Source organism: Pseudomonas sp. SA233 (assembly GCF_054792385.1).
This window is the reverse complement of record NZ_CP096449.1, coordinates 4,521,398-4,545,290: the sequence shown is the minus strand read 5'-3', so window position 1 is coordinate 4,545,290 and position 23,893 is coordinate 4,521,398. Positions and strand designations below refer to the sequence as shown.

General features: G+C 61.3%; 25 protein-coding genes. 8 read left to right on the top strand and 17 right to left on the bottom strand.

From position 1 onward, the window contains the following. Window positions 1-128 precede the first annotated feature (128 nt). The 4 genes from glpD to M1D87_RS20875 all read right to left on the bottom strand — a co-directional run bounded on the left by glpD (window position 129) and on the right by M1D87_RS20875 (window position 5,348). On the bottom strand, window positions 129-1,661 hold the full coding sequence (glpD, locus tag M1D87_RS20890; protein WP_024087667.1) for a glycerol-3-phosphate dehydrogenase: 1,533 nt from the start codon (window positions 1,659-1,661) through the stop codon (window positions 129-131). A gap of 252 nt (window positions 1,662-1,913) precedes the next feature. Continuing rightward, window positions 1,914-2,669 (bottom strand): DNA-binding transcriptional repressor GlpR, encoded by a 756-nt coding sequence (gene glpR / locus M1D87_RS20885; RefSeq protein ID WP_013973965.1) that lies wholly within the window; start codon window positions 2,667-2,669, stop codon window positions 1,914-1,916. 276 nt (window positions 2,670-2,945) lie between these two features. Next, window positions 2,946-4,445 carry a glycerol kinase GlpK gene (glpK, locus tag M1D87_RS20880; protein ID WP_015271569.1) on the bottom strand — a complete coding sequence of 500 codons (1,500 nt, stop codon included), beginning with the start codon at window positions 4,443-4,445 and terminating at the stop codon, window positions 2,946-2,948. 51 nt (window positions 4,446-4,496) lie between these two features. Then, window positions 4,497-5,348, bottom strand: coding sequence for an MIP/aquaporin family protein (locus M1D87_RS20875; RefSeq protein WP_015271568.1), 852 nt, complete (start codon window positions 5,346-5,348; stop codon window positions 4,497-4,499). A gap of 301 nt (window positions 5,349-5,649) precedes the next feature. Between M1D87_RS20875 and ybaK the strand changes: the two genes are divergently transcribed. After that, window positions 5,650-6,120: a Cys-tRNA(Pro) deacylase gene (ybaK, locus tag M1D87_RS20870; protein ID WP_013973962.1), complete on the top strand. Its 471-nt coding sequence runs from the start codon at window positions 5,650-5,652 to the stop codon at window positions 6,118-6,120. A gap of 121 nt (window positions 6,121-6,241) precedes the next feature. Here the strand turns inward: ybaK and M1D87_RS20865 are convergent, their stop codons facing one another. Both M1D87_RS20865 and argF read right to left on the bottom strand, forming a co-directional pair. Further along, complete coding sequence (locus M1D87_RS20865) at window positions 6,242-7,351, bottom strand: ABC transporter ATP-binding protein (RefSeq protein WP_023661843.1); 1,110 nt, start codon at window positions 7,349-7,351, stop codon at window positions 6,242-6,244. After that, window positions 7,348-8,268 (bottom strand): ornithine carbamoyltransferase, encoded by a 921-nt coding sequence (gene argF / locus M1D87_RS20860; RefSeq protein WP_013973960.1) that lies wholly within the window; start codon window positions 8,266-8,268, stop codon window positions 7,348-7,350. Before argF ends, M1D87_RS20865 begins: the two co-directional genes overlap by 4 nt. Before the next feature lie 397 nt (window positions 8,269-8,665). Here argF and M1D87_RS20855 point away from each other — a divergent pair, with 397 nt between their 5' ends. Both M1D87_RS20855 and grxD read left to right on the top strand, forming a co-directional pair. Continuing rightward, the gene (locus M1D87_RS20855) at window positions 8,666-10,774 is read left to right on the top strand and encodes a molybdopterin oxidoreductase family protein (RefSeq protein ID WP_123084932.1); all 2,109 of its coding nucleotides are present in this window, start codon (window positions 8,666-8,668) and stop codon (window positions 10,772-10,774) included. Between the two features lie 91 nt (window positions 10,775-10,865). Continuing rightward, window positions 10,866-11,201 carry a Grx4 family monothiol glutaredoxin gene (gene grxD, locus M1D87_RS20850; RefSeq protein WP_003254949.1) on the top strand — a complete coding sequence of 112 codons (336 nt, stop codon included), beginning with the start codon at window positions 10,866-10,868 and terminating at the stop codon, window positions 11,199-11,201. A gap of 57 nt (window positions 11,202-11,258) precedes the next feature. Here the strand turns inward: grxD and bfr are convergent, their stop codons facing one another. Then, window positions 11,259-11,732, bottom strand: coding sequence for a bacterioferritin (gene bfr, locus M1D87_RS20845; protein ID WP_003258014.1), 474 nt, complete (start codon window positions 11,730-11,732; stop codon window positions 11,259-11,261). A gap of 201 nt (window positions 11,733-11,933) precedes the next feature. Beyond that, on the bottom strand, window positions 11,934-12,152 hold the full coding sequence (locus M1D87_RS20840) for a bacterioferritin-associated ferredoxin (protein ID WP_003254947.1): 219 nt from the start codon (window positions 12,150-12,152) through the stop codon (window positions 11,934-11,936). Window positions 12,153-12,376: 224 nt separating this feature from the next. On the opposite strand from M1D87_RS20840, the gene M1D87_RS20835 reads away from it, so the two are divergent. Beyond that, a complete protein-coding gene (locus M1D87_RS20835; RefSeq protein WP_003254945.1) occupies window positions 12,377-12,979 on the top strand; it encodes a peroxiredoxin in 603 nt (200 codons plus the stop codon). A 120-nt stretch (window positions 12,980-13,099) separates the two neighbouring features. Beyond that, window positions 13,100-14,410, top strand: a complete 1,311-nt coding sequence (locus M1D87_RS20830; protein WP_024086280.1) for an IS4 family transposase — start codon at window positions 13,100-13,102, stop codon at window positions 14,408-14,410. A 168-nt stretch (window positions 14,411-14,578) separates the two neighbouring features. Here M1D87_RS20830 and rnt read toward each other — a convergent pair whose 3' ends face one another. Continuing rightward, a complete protein-coding gene (gene rnt / locus M1D87_RS20825; protein WP_230388460.1) occupies window positions 14,579-15,190 on the bottom strand; it encodes a ribonuclease T in 612 nt (203 codons plus the stop codon). A 59-nt stretch (window positions 15,191-15,249) separates the two neighbouring features. After that, window positions 15,250-16,296: a dihydroorotase gene (gene pyrC / locus M1D87_RS20820; protein ID WP_015271562.1), complete on the bottom strand. Its 1,047-nt coding sequence runs from the start codon at window positions 16,294-16,296 to the stop codon at window positions 15,250-15,252. Between the two features lie 130 nt (window positions 16,297-16,426). On the opposite strand from pyrC, the gene M1D87_RS20815 reads away from it, so the two are divergent. After that, on the top strand, window positions 16,427-17,344 hold the full coding sequence (locus tag M1D87_RS20815) for a flagellar protein MotY (RefSeq protein ID WP_123084182.1): 918 nt from the start codon (window positions 16,427-16,429) through the stop codon (window positions 17,342-17,344). 156 nt (window positions 17,345-17,500) lie between these two features. Next, window positions 17,501-18,718: an argininosuccinate synthase gene (locus tag M1D87_RS20810; RefSeq protein ID WP_013973956.1), complete on the top strand. Its 1,218-nt coding sequence runs from the start codon at window positions 17,501-17,503 to the stop codon at window positions 18,716-18,718. A 56-nt stretch (window positions 18,719-18,774) separates the two neighbouring features. Here M1D87_RS20810 and M1D87_RS20805 read toward each other — a convergent pair whose 3' ends face one another. Beyond that, window positions 18,775-19,257, bottom strand: a complete 483-nt coding sequence (locus M1D87_RS20805; RefSeq protein WP_013973955.1) for a hypothetical protein — start codon at window positions 19,255-19,257, stop codon at window positions 18,775-18,777. Window positions 19,258-19,619: 362 nt separating this feature from the next. Here M1D87_RS20805 and M1D87_RS20800 point away from each other — a divergent pair, with 362 nt between their 5' ends. Beyond that, window positions 19,620-20,240 carry a response regulator transcription factor gene (locus tag M1D87_RS20800; RefSeq protein WP_015271559.1) on the top strand — a complete coding sequence of 207 codons (621 nt, stop codon included), beginning with the start codon at window positions 19,620-19,622 and terminating at the stop codon, window positions 20,238-20,240. A 43-nt stretch (window positions 20,241-20,283) separates the two neighbouring features. Here M1D87_RS20800 and M1D87_RS20795 read toward each other — a convergent pair whose 3' ends face one another. The 6 genes from M1D87_RS20795 to M1D87_RS20770 all read right to left on the bottom strand — a co-directional run bounded on the left by M1D87_RS20795 (window position 20,284) and on the right by M1D87_RS20770 (window position 23,843). Beyond that, the gene (locus M1D87_RS20795; RefSeq protein WP_003258006.1) at window positions 20,284-20,460 is read right to left on the bottom strand and encodes a PA3496 family putative envelope integrity protein; all 177 of its coding nucleotides are present in this window, start codon (window positions 20,458-20,460) and stop codon (window positions 20,284-20,286) included. A 104-nt stretch (window positions 20,461-20,564) separates the two neighbouring features. Further along, window positions 20,565-21,203: an endonuclease III gene (gene nth / locus M1D87_RS20790; RefSeq protein ID WP_061550351.1), complete on the bottom strand. Its 639-nt coding sequence runs from the start codon at window positions 21,201-21,203 to the stop codon at window positions 20,565-20,567. Window positions 21,204-21,207: 4 nt separating this feature from the next. Beyond that, window positions 21,208-21,732, bottom strand: coding sequence for an NADH:quinone oxidoreductase (locus M1D87_RS20785; protein WP_123084183.1), 525 nt, complete (start codon window positions 21,730-21,732; stop codon window positions 21,208-21,210). Then, window positions 21,725-22,327 (bottom strand): RnfABCDGE type electron transport complex subunit G, encoded by a 603-nt coding sequence (locus M1D87_RS20780; protein WP_123084184.1) that lies wholly within the window; start codon window positions 22,325-22,327, stop codon window positions 21,725-21,727. The genes M1D87_RS20785 and M1D87_RS20780 overlap by 8 nt, the downstream gene beginning before the upstream one ends. Beyond that, window positions 22,324-23,298 carry an RnfABCDGE type electron transport complex subunit D gene (locus M1D87_RS20775; protein ID WP_123084185.1) on the bottom strand — a complete coding sequence of 325 codons (975 nt, stop codon included), beginning with the start codon at window positions 23,296-23,298 and terminating at the stop codon, window positions 22,324-22,326. The genes M1D87_RS20780 and M1D87_RS20775 overlap by 4 nt, the downstream gene beginning before the upstream one ends. Further along, window positions 23,295-23,843, bottom strand: a complete 549-nt coding sequence (locus tag M1D87_RS20770; protein WP_123084186.1) for an Rnf-Nqr domain containing protein — start codon at window positions 23,841-23,843, stop codon at window positions 23,295-23,297. The genes M1D87_RS20775 and M1D87_RS20770 overlap by 4 nt, the downstream gene beginning before the upstream one ends. Window positions 23,844-23,893 lie beyond the last annotated feature (50 nt).

Below are 23,893 nucleotides of genomic sequence, written 5' to 3'. Positions count from 1 at the left end.
TTCTCCGGGGTTTGAAAGACCCCAGAGCATCACGCCGATAATGTGGTTTGGCGGTAGTTACTGCTGCGCCGAATGGCACGCTTGACAGCCAGGCGCTTGCGCCTGGCGCGTGTGGGCGGGCCAGGGAGTCACGCTGCCTGGGTGCGCGCCTGCTGCTCTCGTTGCAGGTAGTCTGCAAGCACCTGTTGTTCGCCCGCGCTGGTGAACAGGCCCAGCTTGGTGCGGCGCCAGAGAATGTCTTCAGCGCTGCAGGCCCATTCGTTGCTGGCGAGGTAGTCGACCTCTCGAGCGAACAACCCACCACCAATTGCCTGGCCCAGGTCTTCCGGCCCTTGCACGCCCTCCAGCAACTGCCATACACGGCTGCCATAGGTCAGCACCCAGCGCCTGGCGATATCGACCGGCAACCAGCCACAGCGCGCCAGCACCGCATCTACCAGAGCCTGCACCGTGGTCATTTGCTCACCACCAGGTAGCGGCGCGCCAGCGGTCCAGCTGCCGCGCATCTGTGGGAAGTGCGGCTTGAGCTCGGCCATCGCCGATTCGGCCAGTTTGCGGTAGGTGGTCAGCTTGCCACCGAATACCGACAGCAACGGCGCTTGCCCTTCACTGGCGGACAGCGCCAGGGTGTAGTCGCGAGTGACCGCGGACGGATTGTCCGATTCGTCGTTGCACAGTGGTCGCACGCCGGAATAGGTATGCACGATGTCGCTGCGGCTGATCTGGTGGTTGAAGTGAGCGTTGACCACTTTGAGCAGATAATCGGTTTCCTGCTCGGTGATCGCGACTTTGGCTGGGTCGCCGCTGTATTCGCGATCGGTGGTGCCGATCAGCGTGAAACGCTCCAGGTACGGGATGCAGAAGACGATACGCTGGTCCTCGTTCTGCAGGATGTAGGCATGTTCGCCTTCGTACATGCGCGGCACGATGATGTGGCTGCCCTGGATCAGGCGGATGCCGTAGGGGGCATCGAGCTTGAGGTCGTCCTTGATGAAGCTGGCCACCCACGGCCCGGCGGCATTGACCAGGGCACGGGCGCGAATGGTCTGCAGGCGGCCGTCAGCGTGCTGCAACTCCACTTGCCACAGGCCATCCACACGCTCCGCGCGCAGGCAGCGGGTGCGGGTATGGATATGGGCACCTTTTTCCCGTGCGGCCATCGCATTCAGCACTACCAGGCGGGCATCGTCCACCGCGCAGTCGGCGTATTCGAAACCACGGCTGATTGCAGGCTTGAGCGGGTATCCCGGGCCGAAGCGCAGGCTGCGCGAAGCACCCAGGCGCTTGCGCTTGCCCAGGTGATCGTAGAGGAACAGGCCGGCGCGAATCATCCAGGCAGGGCGCAAGTGCGGGCGGTGCGGCAGCACGAAGCGCATCGGCTTGACGATGTGCGGGGCTTTGGCCAGCAGCACTTCGCGCTCGGCCAGCGCTTCACGCACCAGGCGGAACTCGTAGTGCTCCAGGTAGCGCAGGCCGCCGTGGATCAGTTTGCTGCTGGCCGACGAGGTGTGCTGGGCCAGGTCGTCCTTTTCGCAGAGGAATACCTTGAGGCCACGCCCGGCGGCGTCGGCAGCGATGCCCACGCCATTGATGCCGCCGCCGATCACGGCGAGGTCATAGCAGTCGGCGACTGGGGGCTGGGACGAAACGGGCTGGGACACGGGCAAGGCCTCCTGGTGCTGTTCACATCGAATATGAACATTTATGTTCGTTTTCGAAAATACTAGCGCAACAGAAAGCTGGTCGCCAGTCAGTCTTTATAGAAAAAACTGATCAGATGACAATGAAATGAACATTTACGAAAGTTTTGGATGATCGGTTTGAAAGGTATCGCGCCTGTGAGATCAAGCGCGGCGTGGGCGACGCTCGATCTCACAGGCGCGACAAACCTTGCGGCATGCGCCTGTCAGCCCTCAAACCACCTCAAGCCGGATCTTGTACTGGTTCAGCAGCTGGGTGAGGGCGGCGGTTGGCGCCTGGTCGGTCACCAGGCAGTCGACCAGGCTGATCGAGCCCATGCGCACCATGGCGTTGCGCCCGAACTTGCTGGAGTCGGCGGCAAGGATCACTTGTCGGGCATTGGCGATGATTGCCTGGGATACCCGCACTTCCTGGTAATCGAAATCGAGCAGGCTGCCATCTTCGTCGATGCCGCTGATGCCCACCAGGGCGAAGTCGACCTTGAACTGGTTGATGAAGTCGACACTGGCCTGGCCGACGACGCCGCCATCACGGCGCACCGTGCCACCTGCCACCAGCACTTCGAAATCGTCCTTGGCGGCTAGGATCGCGGCCACGTGCAGGTTGTTGGTGATGACTTTCAGGTGGTTGTGGTTGAGCAGCGCCCGGGCGATGGATTCGGTGGTGGTGCCGATGTTGATGAACAGCGAGGCATGGTCGGGAATCTGCCGGGCCACGGCTTCGGCGATGCGTTGCTTTTCGTCGCGCATCTGATCGGCGCGCATGGCGTAGGCGGTGTTCTCGATGCTCGAGTCGTAGGCCGCGCCCCCGTGGTAGCGACGTAGCAGATTGAGCTCGGCCAGCTGGTTGATATCACGGCGGATGGTTTGCGGTGTGACGACGAACAACTGCGCCATTTCTTCGATACTGACGTAACCGCGTTCGCGCACCAGTTCGAGGATTTGTTGTTGGCGAGGGGGCAGATTCATGGGCGGTCCTTTGGGGCTGCCGGACAAATGCTGCAATGATGCCGTAGGACGCGGACTACGACCAGTAGACTATCGGGGCGGCCGCGGGGACAAATGCCCTGCATCGATTCTGTGGCCTGCGCTGGCGCTTTTTTGTAGGAGCGGCCTTGTGTCGCGAAAGGGCCGCGAAGCGGCCCCAGCAACATTTGCAATGACACGAAAATCCTGGGGCCGCTTTGCGGCCCTTTCGCGACACAAGGCCGCTCCTACACGTGGTGTAGCGCCTGTCAGGTAGGATCAGGCCTCGTGATCTTCCCAGTCACGGGTACGGTCGACTGCCTTCTTCCAGCCGGCATACAGCTTCTCTTTCTGCGTTTCATCCAGCTGCGGGCTGAACTCGCGCTCGATGATCGCCTTGTCGCGCAGTTCGTCCAGGCCGCTCCAGAAGCCACAGGCCAGGCCTGCCAGGTAGGCCGCCCCCAGCGCCGTGGTTTCGCGCATCTTCGGCCGCTCTACGCAGGTGCCGAGGATGTCGGCCTGGAACTGCATGAGGAAGTTGTTGGCAACCGCACCGCCGTCCACGCGCAGCTCGGACAGGCGCTGGCCGCAATCCTGCTGCATGGCATCAAGCACGTCGCGAGTCTGGTAGGCGATGGATTCCAGCGCGGCGCGGATGATGTGGTCCACCTTCACGCCACGGGTCAGGCCGAACAGTGCGCCACGGGCATACGGGTCCCAGTACGGGGCACCCAGGCCGGTGAAGGCAGGCACCAGGTATACGCCGTTGCTGTCCTTGACCTTGCTGGCGAAGTATTCGGTATCCAGTGCGTCGTTGACGATCTTCAGTTCGTCACGCAGCCACTGCACGGTGGAACCACCATTGAACACTGCGCCCTCCAGCGCATAGGCCACTTCACCACGCGGGCCGCAGGCGATGGTGGTTAGCAGGCCATGGGACGACTTCACCGCCTGGTCACCGGTGTTCATCAGCAGGAAGCAGCCGGTGCCATAGGTGTTCTTGGCCTGGCCCGGTTCCACGCACATCTGGCCGAACAGTGCCGATTGCTGATCACCGGCGATACCGGCAATGGCGATACCGCTCTTGGTATGGCCGTAGACCTCGGAGGAAGGGCGTACCTCGGGCAGCATCTGCCGTGGGATGCCGAGGATTTCCAGGAGCTTGTCGTCCCACTGCAGGCTGTGGATGTTGAACATCAGCGTGCGCGAGGCGTTGGTGTAATCGGTGACATGCACCTTGCCGCCGGAGAACTTCCAGATCAGCCAGGTATCGATGGTGCCGAACAGCAGCTCGCCGCGCTCGGCGCGTTCGCGGGCACCCTCGACATTGTCGAGGATCCACTTCAGTTTGGTGCCGGAGAAGTATGGGTCGGTGACCAGGCCGGTGGTTTCGCGAATGTAGTCTTCATGGCCGTCGCGCTTGAGCTGGGCGCAGATCTCGGTGCTGCGGCGGCACTGCCAGACGATGGCGTTGTACACCGGGCGGCCGGTTTCCTTGTCCCACACCACGGTGGTTTCACGTTGGTTGGTGATACCCAGTGCGGCGACCTGGGCGTGGCTGATGCCCGCCTGGGCCAAGGCCTCGACCATGGTCGCGCTCTGCGTGGCAAAGATTTCCATCGGGTCGTGCTCGACCCAGCCCGCCTGCGGGTAGTGCTGGGCGAACTCGCGCTGGGAGGTCCCCACCACATTGGCGTCGCGGTCGAAAATAATGGCCCGCGAACTGGTGGTGCCCTGGTCCAGGGCGATGATGTAGTTCTTATCCTGGGTGTCTGTCATGGTCGTAGGCCTTGCGAAAATAGGGGGTCAGGGCTGGGCGTGATGCCGGCGTCAGTTGACTTGAGTATCGCCCTGGCGATTGTCATTTGTCTCAGGGTTCACGGCGGCTGCCATTGGCAGGTTGCGTGCGATCAGGCCGCGATAGGTCGCGGCACCCAGGCAGGCGCCAAGGATCGGTGCGAACACCGGAACCAGGAAATAAGGCATGTCCCGACCGCCAGTGAAGGCGATTTCGCCCCAACCGGCCAGGAAGGTCATGAGTTTTGGCCCGAAATCGCGGGCCGGGTTCATGGCAAAGCCGGTCAACGGGCCCATGGCGCTGCCGATCACTGCGATCAGCAGGCCGATCAGCAGCGGGGCCATGGCGCCGCGCGGCAGGCCGTTGTTGTCGTCGGTCAGGGCCATGATCACGGCCATCAGGATGGCGGTGATGATCACCTCGACCAGAAACGCCTGGCCGGTGGACAGCGATGGGTGCGGATAGGTGGAGAAGACCGAGGCCAGTTCCAGGCTGGCTTCGCTACCGCGCAACATGGCGTGGGCCTGTTCGAAATCGAAGAACAGGTTGCTGTACAGGGTGTAGACCAACGCTGCGCCACAGAACGCGCCGCATACCTGGGCCAGCATGTAGAAGGGCAGCTTGCGCTTGTCGAAGCCGGCGAACAGGGTGAGGGCGATGCTCACCGCGGGGTTCAGGTGCGCGCCGGAAATACCGGCGGTGAGGTAGATCGCCATGCTGACGCCCACGCCCCAGATGATACTGATTTCCCAAAGGCCGAAGCTTGCGCCCGCGACTTTGAGCGCGGCGACGCAGCCGGTACCGAAAAAGATGAGCAGTGCAGTGCCCAGGAACTCGGCCAGGCATTGGCTGGAAAGCGTGGGTTGGCGTAGAGCAGTCGTCATGTATGACCTCGTTTTTTTTGTTGTGAGGCGCGTGGCGCTCGACAGCAAAGCCCGGAGTCTATCCCCGTTGACCCGGGCAGATGTTGGAAATGCACCTTAAAAGTGCACCATTTATTCAGAAACGAAAAAATATAGACAAGAAACGCTGATGTCAAAGGTCGAAAGTGAACGGTCGGTCACGATCTGGATGCTGATTTCAGATGCGGATCCGCGTACTAGAGCCGCGCAATTGCGGTGCGCTGGCTGCGGTGTGGGAATTGTCCTAAAGTAGCCGCCGAGCTGTCCCGACCGGAGCCCCCGCATGACCCCCGCCCTAGACCTGTTGAAGAAACACCGTGCCGAGCATCGTGTGCACAGTTACGAACATGACCCCAAATCGGCGTCATATGGCCTGGAAGCGGCGGAGAAACTCGGTCTCGACCCGCAGCAGGTATTCAAGACCTTGCTGGCGAGCAGCGAGAAAGGTGAGTTGCTGGTAGCAGTGGTGCCTGTGGTGGGTACGCTCGACCTCAAGGCCCTGGCCCAGGCTGCCGGGGTGAAAAAGTGCGAGATGGCCGACCCGGCGTCGGCGCAGCGAGCCACGGGGTACCTGGTGGGCGGGATCAGCCCGCTGGGCCAGAAGAAGCGCCTGCGCACATTCATCGATGACTCGGCGCAGAACTTTGCAACCATCCATGTCAGCGCCGGGCGGCGTGGGCTGGAGGTGGAGTTGGCGGCGGTGGTGCTGGCTGAGCACACTCAGGGCAAGTTCGCCGGGATTGGTCGGGGCTGAGATTTCTGGGGCTGCTTTGCAGCCCATCGCGGCACAAGGCCGCTCCTACAGGGGGAATACGTACCCTTGTAGGAGCGGCCTTGTGCCGCGATGGGCCGCAGAGCGGCCCCAAAATTTCGAATCAGGTCGCCGAGCTGTACCGGCGAACACCGTTGTCCTGCCGCGGCAACTGCGCCGCCACGCTGCCCGGCACCGGGAACAGCACCAGGTGATCGGCCTTGACCGCAATCCCCACATCTTCACCGACCTGACGGTCGTCATGGCTAGGGAAGATCGCCTCGAGCTGGCTGCCGGTCGGCAATTGCAGGCGGTACAGGGTCGATGCCCCAAGGAAGCTCTTGCCGACGATGTTCGCCTGCAGCGCACTGCCCGGTGCGTGGACGATATCGTCAGGGCGCAGCAGCACATCCACCGAGCTGCCCGGCGCCATGATGTAGGCACGGTTGCCGCGTAATTCACCCAGCTCGGTATTGACCGCCTCGTGGCTGATCATCTGCCCACGGATGAAATACCCCTGGCCAATGAAGCTGGCCACGAACGGCGTCTGCGGCTCGTGGTAAAGGTTGTAGGGCGTGTCCCACTGCTCCAGGCGGCCTTCCTTGAACACGCCAACCTGGTCGCTGACGGCAAAGGCTTCTTCCTGGTCATGGGTCACCAGAATGGCACTGGTGCCGCGGCTCTTGAGAATGTCGCGAACCTCATGGCTCAGGCGTCGGCGCAGCTCTACGTCGAGGTTGGAAAATGGCTCGTCGAGCAGCAGCAGTTGCGGCTCCGGTGCCAGTGCACGGGCCAGGGCGACCCGTTGCTGCTGGCCGCCGGACAGTTCATGCGGGTAGCGCCCGCCCAGACCGCCCAGCTTGACCAGCTCGAGCATCTCTTCGATGACCTCGGCCTGGCGGGGGTGCTTGGCGATGCCGAAGGCAACGTTCTGCGCCACGGTCAGGTGCGGGAACAGCGCGTAATCCTGGAACACCATGCCGATGCGGCGTTTTTCCGGGGCCAGTGTGAAACCGGCCCGGGAAATGACTTCGCCAGCCAACTGGATCTCGCCATCGTGCACGGGTTCGAAACCGGCGATGGCGCGCAGGGTGGTGGTCTTGCCGCAACCGGATGAACCCAGCAGGCAACCGATGTCGCCTGCGTTCAGGTGCAGATTGAGGTTCTGAACGATGCGCTGGTCGCCATAGCCGCAGGCGAGGTTGCGCAGGTTGAGCAGTAGGGGTTGACTCATGCGTGGTGGTAAGCCGGTTCTACAAGGAATTCGAGAAGGGCCTTCTGTGCATGCAGGCGGTTTTCAGCCTGGTCCCAGGCGACCGAACGTGGGTCGTCGAGCAGGTCATGGCTGATTTCCTCACCACGGTGGGCTGGCAGGCAGTGCATGAACAGGGCGTCGGGTGCCGCCAGGTCGAGCAGTTCGCGGGTGACCTGGTAAGGCGCGAAATGCGCCAGGCGCCGTGCAGTTTCCTCCTCCTGGCCCATGGAAGTCCAGACATCCGTGGTTACCAGATGGGCGCCGCGCACGGCTTCCTTCGGGTCACGCACGATCTGCACGTGGTCACCACCAATGGCCATGAAGCGTGGGTCCGGCTCGTAGCCTTCCGGGCAGGCAATGCGCAGCTGGAAGTCGAACTGCCTGGCTGCCTCGATGTACGAGTTGCACATGTTGAAGCCATCGCCGATCCAGGCGACGGTCTTGCCCTGGATCGAGCCGCGATGTTCGAGGAAGGTCTGCATGTCGGCCAGCAGCTGGCACGGGTGCGACTCGTCGGACAGCGCGTTGATCACCGGCACACGCGAGTTGGCGGCGAATTCGGTCAGGGTGCTGTGGGCGTGGGTACGGATCATCACCACGTCGAGCATGCTCGACAGCACGATGGCGCTATCGCCGATCGGCTCGCCACGGCCCAGCTGGGTGTCGCGTGGGGACAGGAAGATGGCCTGGCCGCCGAGCTGGATCATGCCGGCCTCGAACGACACGCGGGTACGGGTCGAGGATTTTTCGAAGATCATGCCCAGCACGCGGTTCTTCAGGGGCTCGAACAGCACGCCTCGCTTGCGCAGGTCCTTCAGCTCGATGCCGCGGCGGATCACACCGAGCAATTCGTCGGTGGTGAAGTCCAGCAGGGAGAGAAAGTGCCTAGCGCTCATGATTGACTACCTTATCTGCAACGGTATGCAGGTCGACCGTATGGTTTTTTTTGACAACGGGAGTGACCTGCGGCGTAAGCCGCACGGGGGCGGACGAAATAGGGAAAGGCGCAATACTATAAGTAAATGTCGCCTGAAGCCAAGAGGGGAAACAGCTGCCCAGTACCAAAGGGTGTTGCAAAGGGTGTCTTTTCCCGACGGGCAGTGCTGTTTTTTATTTGCTACAGAGGGTTGTACACGGCTTGCCGGCAATTTGGCAAATGGCTGTCGCAAATCGTGTGCCTGATGTCGGTGGATTCACGCCGCGAAGGGCGCTGGCCGGTGGCGGGGGCTGGGCGCATAGTCGATGTTCGACAACCTTCTACACATCCTCCACAACAACAAGGCAGAGGCGGCCATGACCAAGACCCTGCATCACCGTGCCTGTCACCTGTGCGAAGCGATCTGTGGGCTGAACATTGAAGTCAGCCATGACGACGATGGGCGGGCGCTGATCAGTTCGATCAAGGGCGACCCCCAGGACCCGTTCAGCCGCGGCCATGTCTGCCCAAAGGCCGTGGCCCTGCAGGACATCCAGAACGACCCCGACCGCCTGCGCCAACCGCACAGGCGGGTGGGCGAGCACTGGCATGCCATCGGCTGGGACGAGGCCTTTGCCCTGGCCGCCGACAGGCTGTGGGCGATCCAGCAGGCCCATGGGCGCAATGCCGTGGCGGTGTACCAAGGCAACCCGAGCGTGCATAACTACGGCCTGATGACCCACAGCAACTACTTCCTGGGCCTGCTGAAAACCCGCAACCGCTTCTCTGCCACCTCGGTGGACCAGTTGCCGCAGCACCTGGTCAGCCACCTGATGTACGGCCATGGCCTGCTGCTGCCGATCCCGGACATCGACCAGACCGGTTTCATGCTGATCCTCGGCGGCAACCCGCTGGCCTCCAACGGCAGCATCATGACCGTGCCGGACGTGGAAAAACGCCTGAAAGCCCTGCAGGCCCGGGGTGGGCGCCTGGTGGTGGTGGACCCGCGGCGCAGCGAAACGGCGGCGATGGCCGACAGTCACCTGTTCATACGCCCCGGAGGGGATGCCGCCTTGTTGTGTGGCTTGCTCAATACCCTGTTCGCTGAAGGCCTGGCGCGCGGCTCGCACTTGCCGGTCGTCGGCCTGCAGCAGGTGCGCGAAGCGATCGTGCCGTTCAGCGCGGAGGCCATGAGCGCGCACTGTGGCATTGCCGCGACAGACATTCGCCAGCTGGCAAGGGACTTTGCCGCGGCCGACAGGGCGGTGTGCTACGGCCGCATGGGGGTTTCGACCCAAGCCTACGGCACCCTTTGCCACTGGCTGGTGCAACTGATCAACCTGGTGACCGGCAACCTTGACCGTGAAGGCGGCGCGCTGTGCACCGAGCCTGCCGTCGACCTGGTGGCGACCACCTCCGGTGGTCATTTCAACGCTTGGCAGAGCCGGGTGTCGGGCTTGCCCGAATACGGCGGCGAACTGCCCGTGGCGGCCTTGGCCGAGGAAATGCTGACGCCCGGCGAAGGGCAGGTGCGTGCGCTGGTAACGGTGGCTGGCAACCCCGTGCTCTCAACGCCCAATGGCCGCCAGCTGGATGTGGCGCTGGACGGGTTGGAGTTCATGCTCAGCATTGACCTGTACATCAACGAAACCACCCGCCATGCCGACCTGATCCTGCCCTCTACCTCGGCGCTGGAAAACGACCATTACGACAGCACATTCAACTTGCTGGCTGTGCGCAACGTGACCCGCTTCAACCGGGCGATCCTGGCCAAGCCCGAAGGGGCATTGCATGACTGGGAGATTTTTGTCGGACTGGCACAAGCGTTCGCCAAACGCGCCGAGCTGGAATTGAAGCCGACCTTGGCACCAGCGCAGATGATCGACCTGGCCCTGCGCAAGGGGCGTTATGGTGACGCGACACCCTGGCAGCTGTCGCTGGCAGCGCTGGACGAGCACCCGCATGGCCTCGACCTGGGGCCATTGCGCGCCAACCTCGCTGCGCGCCTGACGACTGCCAGCAAGGCCGTTGAAGCGGCGCCCCAGGTGCTGCTGGATGACTTGGGGCGACTGGCGCAACAGCCCCCTCCGGTGCCGGGCGAACTGCTGCTGATCGGCCGTCGCCATGTTCGCAGCAACAATTCATGGATGCACAACTTTCATCGACTGGTGAAAGGCAAACCGCGCCATCAGTTGTTGATGCATCCGCAGGACCTGCAGCATCGTCAGTTGCAGGACGGCCAGCGAGTTCGTATCCGCTCGCGTACCGGGGATCTTGAAGTCGAGGTTCAGGCCTGCGATGACATGATGCCCGGTGTAGTCAGCCTGCCCCATGGCTTCGGTCACTCTCGTCAAGGCGTGCACATGCAGACCGCCCAGGCGCAACCTGGGGTGAGTGCCAACGACCTCACCGATGAGCGTCTGCGTGACCAGGTTTCCGGCAACGCCGCCCTCAATGGCGTACCCGTGCAGGTAGAGGCCGCGTAAGGAATGGTAAGGCCGAGCATGCTGCTCGGCTTTCCGTTACAATGCGTCACCGTGCCGACGACCGCGTCGGAAAGTTCAGCCGAGGTGCTACATGGATATCATCGAAACGATCAAAGAGCAGATTGCCAACAACACCATTCTGCTTTACATGAAAGGCTCGCCGAATGCCCCGCAGTGTGGCTTCTCTGCGCGTGCATCGCAGGCCGTGATGGGTTGTGGCGAGAAGTTCGCCTACGTCGACATCCTGCAGAACCCGGAAATCCGTGCGAACCTGCCAAAATACGCCAACTGGCCGACCTTCCCGCAGCTGTGGGTAGCCGGTGAACTGGTCGGCGGCAGCGACATCATGCTGGAAATGTTCGAGAAGGGTGAGCTGCAGACCCTGATCAAGGAAGCGGCTGCCAAGGCCAAGGCTTCCGAGGCCTGATTTTTCGGCAAGCATGAAAAAACCCGCTGATCGCGGGTTTTTTCATGGGGCGAATATTTATTCTTCGCCCATCTGCGACTGCAGGTAGTTCTCGATACCAATCTTGTCGATCAGTCCCAGCTGGGTTTCCAGCCAGTCGATGTGTTCTTCCTCGGACTCGAGGATATCTTCGAGCATGTCACGCGAGCCAAAGTCGCCAGCGGTTTCGCAATGGGCGATGGCCGCTTTCAGGTCGACCAGGCCTTTCTGTTCGATCTTCAGGTCGCATTCGAGCATCTCTTTGGTGTGCTCGCCAATCAGCAGCTTGCCCAGGTCCTGGACGTTGGGGATGCCTTCGAGGAAGAGAATACGCTTGATCAGTTTGTCAGCGTGCTTCATCTCGTCGATGGATTCCTTGTACTCGTGCTTGCCGAGTTTGTTCAGGCCCCAATCTTCGTACATGCGTGCGTGCAGGAAGTACTGGTTGATCGCGACCAGCTCGTTTCCGAGGATCTTGTTGAGATGCTGGATGACGCTTACGTCGCCTTTCATGTCGGGTTCCTGCCCTGTAGAAGTGTGCCAATACAGTGAAGTTTGAGCCCGATACTTAGGTGTGTCAAACCTAAGTTCTTGAATAATAAGTGAAAATTAATGGAAATAAGAATGTTTGTGAACCGCGTTGGAGCGCTAACTTGTTGAATTGCGGGCATAAAAAAACCGGACACAAGGTCCGGTTCTTCGAATTCTTTGTTTTCAGGCTGCGGTAAATTCCACGGGGTAGGGCAGGGCTGCCTGGCTGACCTGGAGCTCGGTCAGGGTCTCGCGGACCACCTGCTTGGCCACGCAGGCACATTTGCCGCACTGGCTGGCGACGTTGGTGGCGGCTCGCACTTCCTTGTAGCTGCAGCATCCTTCATAGATCGCATCGCGGATCTGTCCGTCGGTAACGCCGACACAAAGACACACATACATAAAGGCTGACCATCGTTGGTGGGCTCGATGGAGTGGAGCTTAATGTTAATGAGAATGCTTGTCAAAGGAGTTTCTGAAAGGGCCGTGCTTGAGCGACCGGCGGTTGCTTCGTCGTTGGAGTCGGCCTGTCACCAGAAGCCGTGTATGATGGACGGCCTTTGTTGGATGTCGGGCAAGCCCGTCTGGCCCGGCAAACGGTTTTTCACCCTCATCAGGAGATTACAATGAGCGTACTCGTTGGTAAGAAAGCCCCCGATTTCACCGTTCCGGCCGTGCTGGGCAACGGCGAGATCGTCGACAGCTTCAACCTGGCTTCGGCCATCAAGGGCAAGTACGGCCTGGTGTTCTTCTACCCGCTGGACTTCACCTTCGTCTGCCCGTCCGAGCTGATCGCCCTGGACAACCGCATCCCTGACTTCCAGGCGCGCAACGTGGAAGTGATTGGCGTGTCGATCGACTCGCACTTCACCCACAACGCCTGGCGTAACACCCCGGTCAACAACGGCGGTATCGGCCAGGTCAAGTACACCCTGGCTGCCGACATGACCCACGAAATCTGCAAGGCCTACGACGTCGAGTCCGAAGGCGGCGTAGCCTTCCGTGGCGCCTTCCTGATCGACACCAACGGTGTTGTCCGTTCGCAGATCGTCAACGACCTGCCACTGGGCCGCAACATGGACGAGCTGCTGCGCCTGGTCGACGCCCTGCAGTTCCACGAAGAGCACGGCGAAGTCTGCCCTGCCAACTGGAAAAAAGGCGACAAAGGCATGAACGCTTCCCCAGAAGGCGTTGCTGCCTACCTGAGCGAGAACGCTGGCAAGCTGTAATTGCCGCGTGCATGAAAAAACCGGCCCTTGTGGCTAATGCCAGTCAGTTAAGACTGACGCTTTGAGCTTTAGCCCGTAGGCCGCAAAATCCGATGCTTGGAAACGAGCATCGGATTTTTTATGCGCCTGTCACAAGCCCTCTCCCTCACTCACGAAATGGCATCGCGGCCACATGCCCTCGAGGGGCTGGGGGCGTTGCTCGATCCTGATCTTGTGCAACAAGCTTTTGAGACGGCAGGTGTCGCGACCATTCGCAAGCGACGCCTCCCGCTTGAGAGCCTGGTGTGGTGCATCATCGGCATGGCGCTGTTCCGCCGTATGTCGGCTTGGGATGTCGTAAACCACATGGACATCATGCTGCCGGGCAAGAGGCCTCTGGTGGCCCCCAGTGCTGTTGTACAAGGGCGGCAGCGACTGGGCAGTGAAGCTGTACGTGAAGTTTTCACGCTCACTCAGCAGCGGTGGCACGAAGAAACCAAGCACCCGCACTGGTTGGGCTTGACGCTGCTTGGTGTGGACGGTGTTGTCTGGAGTACGCCTGACACAGCTGAAAACCGTGCGTTTTACGGGGGCGCTACCAATCAGCATGGGGATGGCGGTTTTCCTCAGGTTAGGATGGTCTGCCAGATGGAGCTGACCAGCCACTTACTGATAAACAGCACTTTCGAGAGCTACCACAGTAGTGAAATGAAGCTGGCAGAGCAGCTGATCGCGACCACGCCGAACCACTCGCTGACCCTGTTCGATAAAGGTTTCTATTCGTTGGGCTTGCTGCACCACTGGCAGTCACAAGGTGAGCATCGACACTGGCTGATCCCTGTGAAAAAGGGCACTCAGTACGAGGTGGAACACACGCTAGGACGCAACGATGCCGTGGTCGTCCTGCGCACATCGCCCCAGGCCCGCAAGCAATGGCCAGGCTTGCCGCTGGAAATGCGGGCACGACTGCTGAGCAAAACAATCAAAGGAAAGGTTGTGAGTGTCTTGACCTCAATGACCGATGCGCAGCGCTTCCCTGGCGATGAGATCGTTGATCTTTACAGTCAGCGCTGGGAAATCGAGCTGGGTTATCGGGAGATCAAACAAGGACTTCTGGGGGGCGAATACACCCTGAGAAGCAAGACGCCGGAGATGATTGCGCAAGAGCTGTGGGGCGTGCTGTTGGGCTACAACCTATTGCGTTATCAGATGGTGCAGATGTCGAGACAGTGCCCAGGCGTGTACCCATGCGAGATGAGCTTTACCGCTTGTAGCTGGGCGATTCTGGGCTTGCTGCATGGCACGTCATTAAACCATCCCGGCAACTTGCCAGGTTTTTTGGCAGATCTGCAGGCGTCAGCGGCTCAGTATGTCCTACCCCATCGGCGACCCGATCGATGGTTCCCCAGAGTGGTGAAGCAGCGCCCTGCAAAATATCCGACCCGAAAATGAAAATGCCAGTCAGCTTAACTGACTGGCATTAGCCCTTGTGGCCGGTTTTTTTTGTGCCGTCCTGTGCCGGCCTCTTCGCAGGCTTGCCCGCTCCCACAGGAATCGCACAATGGCTGAGGCCACTGCAGTGCCTGTGGGAGCGGGCATGCCCGCGAACGCTTTTGCAGATCAATCGTTGAAATCGCGCCAGCCGCCCATCTCTTTCCAGCGGTTGACGATGCCGCAGAACAGCTCGGCCGTCTTCTCGGTGTCATAGCGCGCCGAGTGCGCCTCACGCCCGTCGAAGTCGATGTCGGCGCTCTGACAGGCCCGCGCCAGTACGGTCTGGCCATAAGCCAGGCCCGCCAGGGTAGCGGTGTCGAAGCTGGAGAACGGGTGGAACGGGTTGCGCTTCAGGTCATTGCGCGTCACCGCCGCATTGAGGAAGCCCAGGTCAAAGCTGCTGTTGTGGCCGACCAGGATCGCCCGCTTGCAACCATTGGCCTTGAGCGCCTTGCGTACGCCACGGAAGATGTCGGTCAGCGCACTTTCTTCGCTGACTGCCATACGCAGCGGGTGGTCCAGCTTGATCCCGGTGAATTCCAGCGCGGCCGCCTCGATGTTGGCGCCCTCGAATGGCTCCACGCGGTGGAAGTAGGTGTGCTCGGGGAACAGGAAGCCCTTTTCGTCCATGCCGATGGTGACTGCGGCAATTTCCAGCAGGGCATCGGTAGCGCTGTTGAAGCCGCCGGTTTCAACGTCTACCACTACCGGCAGATAGCCGCGGAAACGCTCGGCCATCGGGTGGCGCGAGCCGCTGCTGCCTTGGGTGTCGAGGTCGTCTTCGTAGAGGTCTTCGCTCACGCGTTTTCCTCCAGCAGGCGCCAGCGCAGTTTTTCGCCGGCGCGCAGCGGGACCACGGTCTGCTCGCCAAACGGCAGGCTATCCGGGGCGGTCCATTCTTCGCGGACCAGGGTAATGGTGTCGGTGTTTGCCGGCAGGCCGTAGAACGCCGGGCCGTGCAGGCTGGCAAAGCCTTCCAGCTTGTCCAGCGCGTTACGCTGCTCGAAGGCTTCGGCGTACATCTCGATGGCTGCGTAGGCGGTGTAGCAACCGGCGCAACCGCAGGCGGCTTCCTTGGCGTGTCGGGCGTGCGGGGCCGAGTCGGTACCCAGGAAGAACTTCGGGTTGCCGCTGGTGGCCGCATCCAGCAACGCCACCTGATGGGTGTTGCGCTTGAGGATCGGCAGGCAGTAGAAGTGCGGGCGAATGCCGCCAACCAGCATGTGGTTGCGGTTGTACAGCAGGTGCTGCGCGGTGATGGTCGCGCCGACGTTGGCCGGGGCCTCGGTGACGAACTGCGCGGCATCGCTGGTGGTGATGTGCTCGAACACCACCTTCAGTGTCGGGAAGCGCTCGACCACACGGCGCATATGCTCGTCGATGAAGCGCTTCTCGCGGTCGAACACGTCGATCTCGCTACGGGTCACTTCGCCATGCACCAGTAGCGGCATGCCAACTTCCGCCAGCGCCTCGATGGCCGGGAAGATGTTGTCGATGCTGGTCACGCCCGAGTCGGAATTGGTGGTGGCGCCAGCAGGGTACAGCTTGGCGGCATACACGAAACCGCTGGCCTTGGCCGCGCGGATGTCCTCGGGGCTGGTGCGGTCGGTGAGGTACAACACCATCAGCGGCTCGAAGCGGCTGCCAGCCGGGCGGGCGGCCAGGATGCGCTCACGGTAGGCGCCGGCCTCTACGGCATTGCGTACCGGCGGAACCAGGTTGGGCATGATGATGGCACGGGCGAAAGTACGCGCCACATCGCCAACGGTGTGGGGCAGGACGGCACCATCGCGCAGATGGATGTGCCAGTCGTCGGGACGCAGGAGGGTCAGGCGATCGGACATTGGGGATTCCAGGCGGGTCGAACTCAAGCCCCAATGCTACCGGAAAACCCTGGGTGGAGCACGGCTATCAAGTTTTCCGCCAGGCGTCCGATAGCCTGCAGGTAAGCCGTCAGAATTTGTGGAGCCGCCCGTGCGCCAGCGTTACCTAGCCCTGTTGACCCTGTTCGCCAGCCTGCCGGCCGGTGCGCTGACCTTCCAGACGCGCATGGAAAACATTGCCTGGAAGGTCGAGGGTGACCAGTTCGAATGCCGGCTGATCCAGCCGATCGATGGTTTCGGCAGTGGCGAGTTCGTGCGCCGCGCGGGCGAGCAGCCGGTGTTCCAGTTGCGCTCGGACAGCAACGTACTGGGGACGGGCACGGCCACATTGCTGGCAGCTGCTGCGCCGTGGCAGCCTGGGCGCAGCGACATCAATCTGGGCAGCGTGCGCATGGCCCGTACCGGGGTGTTGTTCAGTTCGTCCCAGGGCCAGGCCAGTCGCCTGATCAACGGCCTGCTCGATGGGCGCAGCACGGTGGTACGCAATTATGCCGGCGAGGCGGGCAGGCCGATGGAAGTGCGTGTGCTGCCGGTCAGCTTCGCCAAGGCCTACAACGACTATCAGGCCTGTGCCGGCAAGCTGCTGCCGATGAACTACGATCAGGTGCGTCAGACCCAGGTGGGCTTCCCCGGGGGAGGCTTCGAGCTGGATGGCGCGGCCAAGGCACGGCTGGATGTGATCCTCGACTACATCAAGGCTGACCCGACCGTTAACCATGTAGAGCTCAACGGCCACTCCGACAACAGTGGCAATCGCCTGACCAATCGCGACATGTCGCGCCGCCGGGCACTGGCGGTAGCCGACTACCTCAAAGCCCACGGCGTTCCGGAAGAGCATATTACCGTGCGTTTCCATGGCGAGCGTTACCCATTGGCGAAGAACACCAATGCTGCCAACCGGGCGCGTAATCGTCGGGTGAATATCGAACTGGATCGGGTGGCGGTCATCGAGAAGCCGGCTGAGAAGCCTGTCGAAAAGGCCCCTGAGCCAACACCTGCCAAGTCCTGAAGGCTGCTCCCACAGGGCATTTCATAATTTCCGACGGTAAGTCGCCCTTCCGAAACTTCTTGTCGCTTTGTCGTCAGAAGCTGTCGCCCCACTGTAAATTTATCCGTAACGTCGTTAGAATCGATCCCTTTCCGTACAACCCCGTGGAGTGATGGCATGGCGGACGTAAAAAAGGTCGTACTGGCGTATTCCGGCGGCCTTGATACTTCGGTGATTCTCAAGTGGCTGCAGGATACCTACAACTGCGAAGTGGTGACCTTCACCGCTGACCTGGGGCAGGGCGAAGAGGTCGAGCCGGCTCGTGCCAAGGCCCAGGCAATGGGCGTTAAAGAGATCTACATCGACGACCTGCGCGAAGAATTCGTGCGTGATTTCGTGTTCCCGATGTTCCGCGCCAACACCGTCTACGAGGGCGAGTACCTGCTGGGTACTTCCATCGCCCGTCCGCTGATCGCCAAGCGCCTGATCGAAATTGCCAACGAAACCGGCGCCGACGCCATTTCCCACGGCGCCACCGGCAAAGGCAACGACCAGGTGCGTTTCGAGCTGGGTGCCTACGCGCTGAAGCCAGGCGTCAAGGTAATCGCCCCATGGCGTGAGTGGGACCTGCTGTCCCGCGAGAAGCTGATGGACTACGCCGAGAAGCACGGCATCCCGATCGAGCGCCACGGCAAGAAGAAGTCGCCGTACTCGATGGACGCCAACCTGCTGCACATCTCCTACGAAGGCGGTGTCCTGGAAGATACCTGGACCGAGCACGAAGAAGACATGTGGCGCTGGAGTGTCTCGCCTGAGAACGCCCCGGATCAGGCTACCTACATCGAGCTGACCTACCGCAACGGTGACATCGTTGCCATCGACGGTGTCGAGAAGACTCCGGCCACCGTCCTGGCCGACCTGAACCGTATCGGTGGTGCCAATGGCATCGGCCGTCTGGATATCGTCGAAAACCGTTACGTCGGCATGAAGTCGCGCGGTTGCTACGAGACCCCTGGTGGCACCATCATGCTCAAGGCCCACCGTGCCATCGAGTCGATCACCCTGGACCGCGAAGTCGCTCACCTGAAGGATGAGCTGATGCCGAAGTACGCCAGCCTGATCTACACCGGCTACTGGTGGAGCCCGGAGCGTCTGATGCTGCAACAGATGATCGACGCTTCGCAGGTCAACGTGAACGGCGTGGTACGCCTGAAGCTGTACAAGGGCAACGTCACCGTTGTCGGCCGCAAGTCGGACGACTCGCTGTTCGACGCCAACATCGCTACCTTCGAGGAAGATGGTGGCGCCTACAACCAGGCGGATGCAGCTGGCTTCATCAAGCTCAACGCCCTGCGTATGCGCATTGCTGCCAACAAGGGCCGCTCGCTGCTCTGATTGCCGTCATGTGCAGCAAGAACCCCGGCTCAGGCCGGGGTTTTTTTTCTGTGGAATCAGTGGCCGTCGTTTGCCACCTGTTCATCAAGCGCGCTGATCGATAGTTGCGCGCACTGGCGTCTGTCCAGGTTGCAAAAGCGCCAGGTGCGAGATTGCTGAGGCGGTTGGGCGAGGGCGGACAGCAATTGCTGCTCCATCATGCGATAGGCATCGGGGCCGGAAAACATGAACGTGACAGGCTCGCCCTGCAGCGCTTCGCCGGTACTACCGGGAATTGCATGCTTGGCCACATCACTCGGTGTCGATGTGTTGTCGTTTGGCGTCCTGTTTGGCGACGGGTCGTAGAACGACTTGTAATTGAAGTTGAGCGTGAGGAAGAACAGTGCCGTCAGGAAGAATGGGAAGCCCACCAGGAACCAAGTATAGAGCTTTTGACTGGACTCGCTGAGAAACGGCAATGTGGCAAGGGCGGAGGCTTCGATAATCCCTGCGAAGATGGCAATGATCGTCAGCGGGGCGACAGGTTGTACTTGGTGCATATGGGTCGTCTCCAGCGATTTTGCATATCTTTGCCTTACCGCGCTGCTCAACTAAAGACTGGATTGTTTCCCGTGAGAATAATCGCTCGAAATCCTGGTGATGTTGCCTGTTCAGGCATTTGAATTGAACATTTCCCGAGGTATCGGCCGGTTTTCAACTGGTGCACTTTTACAGGCCGGTGATACCGTTCATTCGGTAACAGGGAATTTGATTGTTACAAGTACATCAGTTGAGTGTAGGAAATTTCTGTAAGTGTTGTAGGTTCCATCTGTTCATATATTTCGCCGGTAAATCACCGCGCCAGCAGGCGCTCTGTAGGTTATCTTGGCGGGCCAAAGCAAAAGCAATGAATGGATATCGCATGAATAAAGTGCTTATCGTGGATGATCATCCGGTCATACGCCTGGCCGTACGCATGCTGATGGAGCGGCATGGGTATGACGTCGTGGCGGAAACCGACAACGGAGTGGCTGCGCTGCAACTGACACGGCAACACCTGCCGGATATCGTGGTGCTCGATATCGGCATCCCCAAGCTGGATGGCCTGGAAGTAATCACCCGCATGACGGCCTTCAGTCCGGGCAGCAAGGTGCTGGTGCTGACATCGCAGGCCCCCGGCAACTTCTCGATGCGCTGCATGCAGGCGGGGGCGGCGGGGTATGTGTGCAAGCAGCAGGAACTCACCGAACTGCTGAGCGCCATCAAGGCCGTACTGTCGGGCTACAGCTACTTCCCCAACCAGGCCCTGCATGTATCACGTGGAAGGGGGGGGAGCGAGACGGACATGGTCAACCGCCTCTCGGCACGGGAGATGACCGTGTTGCAGCAGCTGGCGCGAGGGCGTTCCAACAAGGAAATTGCCGACAGCATGTTCCTCAGCAACAAGACGGTCAGTACCTACAAGTCGCGCCTGTTGCTCAAGCTCAATGCACGATCGCTGGTCGACTTGATCGAGCTGGCGCAACGGCAAGGGTTGAGCTGATCGCCAAGGCCGTAAAGCCTCCAGCCAGGAGGCTTTGCCAAGGTTACAGATCGTAGTCGAAGTCGGCCAACTGCTTCTGCAGGCGCCTTTCCTCCAGCATATTGTCGATGGTGCGGCGCTTGCTCAGGTTGGTCTTTGCGGTTTCCACCTGGGGTTCCGCTTCGTCATCTGCGGCAACAAAATCATCTTCGATCGACAGGTCGTCTTTATCGCTACTCATGAGTCGCTCCAAGCCAAGGGGCCATTGGCCGTCCTTATAACCAGAAAGCAGACGCTGGTAAAAAAGATTTTTTCAATCGCAGTGGGTGGTTTCGAGCTATCGACTCAATCGTCGGAGGTCTTGTGCTTGTACTCGCACAAGTCTTCAATCCGGCAACTGCCGCAGCGTGGCTTGCGTGCCTGGCACACATAGCGCCCGTGCAGGATCAGCCAGTGGTGGGCGTCGAGCAGGTAATCCTTTGGTACGAACTTGATCAGCTTTTTCTCCACTTCCAGCACCGTCTTGCCTGGCGCAATGCCCGTACGGTTGCTGACCCGGAAGATATGGGTATCCACCGCCATGGTCGGCTGGCGGAACGCTGTGTTGAGCACTACGTTGGCGGTCTTGCGGCCAACGCCGGGTAGCGCCTCCAGGGCTTCGCGAGTCTGCGGGACCTGGCTGTCATGGTGTTCGATCAGCAGCCGGCAGGCTTCGATAACGTTCTTCGCCTTGCTGTTGTACAAGCCAATGGTCTTGATGTACTCACTCAGGCCTTCGACGCCCAGCGCATAGATGGCCTCGGGGGTGTTGGCGACCGGGAACAGGCGTGCGGTGGCCTTGTTGACGCCGACATCGGTGGATTGCGCAGACAGTGTCACGGCGACCAGCAACTCGAACGGGGTGGTGTACGCCAGTTCGGTCTTCGGGTCGGGGTTGTCTTCGTGCAGCCTGCGAAAGATCTCCAGGCGTTTGGCGGCATTCATGAAATCAGAGCTTTCCTTGATGACGTGATTGGGCAGGGCCCGGACGCAGGCGATTGTACAAGGCCAACAGCAGTCCGAGCAGTAGCAAGGCGCCCGGGGCCAGGCTGGCCAGGTGCAGGCCGATACCGTCGGCCAGCCATTGGCGGCTGGCACCAAGCAGCAGGCATGTGGCAAGCAGCGCGCAAAGGTGGCCGGCGAGCAGGCGCCAGCGCCCTTGATCGGGCAGCAGGTAGTCAATGGCCAGGCATTGCAGGCACAGCAGTGCGGGATAGTGGCCGAGGGAGAGTGCCAGTGGCAGCAGCCAGGCACGCAGTGCCAGTTGCAAACAACTGGCCAGGGCCGCCAGAACCAGCAGGCTGGCCAGTACATAGGTCCAGGTGACAGACCGTCGGCGCAGGGGGGCCATTGATAGCTGGTGAAGGCTGCTCAGCAGCACTGCGCACACGCCTATGGTGGCGCCGTCGCTCAGTGTTCGGGTGGCGCCCAGCAGAGGCACCAGGCTTGCGCCGAGCAGGTAGAGCCTATTCATGCGTGGCGCCCTCCAGCAATACGCTGCGCTGCTCATCGAAGTAGCTCAGCGCTTCCTGTAGCGCGACGATCACTGCACGTGAGGTCACGGTTGCGCCGGCCAACTGATCAAAGTCGCCCTGGTCGCGCTTCAGCGCCCAGTGATCGCCCAGCTGACGGTTGGCAAATTGCCCCAGCCAGTTCAGCTGCGCATCACCCAGGCGTGCACCCAACCCAGGGCTTTCCTGTTGCTCGACCACCTGGCTGCCGATCAGTCGGCCGTCCGCTGCGATGGCCACGCTCAGCACGATAGGCCCGGCATAGCCCTGGGCCTTTGTGACCAGTATGACGGCGGCCGGTTTACCCGCCAGCGTTGCCCGGTAAGCTGCCAGGATGCGGCTGTTTGGCCGCTGTGCGGCGGGCCTGGGCAACGGGCTGTCCAAAGGTTGGTTGTCGTAACTGCCTTCTGGCAACACCGCCAGCCGCTGGCGGCTATTCAGTTGCTTCTCGGCGTCGGCGATGGCTGCGCTGGTCCAGTGCCGCCAGGCCAAAGTGGTCGACAGCGCCAGTGCTCCGGTCAGGAGCAACAAACCCACATCACGTACCAGGCGCTTCATCGGGCAACCTGCTGGCGCTGCAGAGCCAGGCGTTCGAGGCTCGGCGCCATGAGGTTCATGAGCAGGACGGCGAACGCTGTACCGTCCGGGTAGCTACCCCAGGTGCGGATCAGATAGATCAGCAGGCCCGCCCCCAGGCCGAAACCCAGCTTCGCCCACTCCTGCCGGGGCCCGGACACCGGTTCGGTGGCAATGAAGAACGCCGCCATCATTGTCGAGCCGGAGAACAGGTGCACCAGGGGAGAGCCGTTGGAGTCCGAGCCCGAGCCATTCCAGCCCAGCAGGCTGAACAGGAACAACCCAGCCAGCAGACCGGCCGGCGCATGCCAACTGATAACCTTGCGTTGCAGCAGAAACAGGCCACCCAGCAGGAACGCCAGGTTGACCCATTCGCTGCCCCGTCCACCGATGCTGCCGAAGCCCGGGTGACCGGCGAACAGTTCATCGATGGTCAGGCTGTGGTTGTGGCGAAGGCCGTCGAGCAGCGTCGGCCTGGCCCAGGCATCGATCTGCTCGCCGCCGGCGAACACCAGCTGCAGGCTGTCGAGCAGGCCTGGTGCCGGCCCCGGCCAATGGCTCATCTGCAACGGGAAGCTCAGCAGCACGAAGGCGTAGCCGACCATGGCCGGGTTGAACAGGTTGCGCCCAACCCCGCCAAAGGCCTGCTTGCCGATGCCGATGGCAACGCTGGTAGCGACCACCGGCAACCACCAGGGTGCCAAGGTGGGCAGGGCGGCGGCCAGCAGCACGGCGGTCACCAGCGCGCTGCCGTCGTTCAGCGCCGTGCGCAGCGGTTGTGCTCGCAAGGTAAGCAACAGCGCCTCGCACAGCAGCGCGGTGCTTGCGCACAGCAACAGGTTCAGTAGCAAACTCCAGCCATGCAGCCAGAACAGCGCCAGCAGGCCAGGTACGCAGGCCAGCAACACCAGGCCCATGCTGGTGCGTAGCCGCGGGTCGGGCTTGGCGGTCATTGGGCGAACAGCCCGTTGAAGCCGGAAAACGCCATGGCCATTACTCCGGCCCCAAGCAGTTCGATGGGCAGGCCGCGCATTGCCCCGGGGACGTCGGCATGAGCGCTGCGCTGGCGCAGGTCGGCGAACAGCACCAACGCCAGCCAGAAGCCGCCGCCGACCAGCAGGCCTTGCAGCAAGGTAGCGAGCCATGTGCTTTCGTCGCTTGCCTGTTGCAGGGTCAAGCCCAGTACGACCGCGTTGCTCAACAGCAGCGCGGGCAGTTGCGTCACCGGCCAGCTCGGGCGCCATCTTGTCAGTAGCCATGGTACGCCCCAGGCAAGCACGGCCAGCCAGGGCAACAACAGGAACAGGGCAAGGTCCTGGGCTTGCAGTGGGGCAAGCACCCCGCGCACCAGTAGTTGTGCGCCGATCACGCCCAAGGCAATGCACAGTGCGCAGGCGAGGCCGTGCACGTGGAGGTGCAGCCTTGGGAATGGCTGTTGTTGCAGGCACAGGTGATTGACCAGCGCAGCGCTGATCAGTACCAGGATGTAGTCGCTCATGAGATGACGATAGCCGGGAATCGGGGCGATTGTCCGGGTTTGGCATCAAG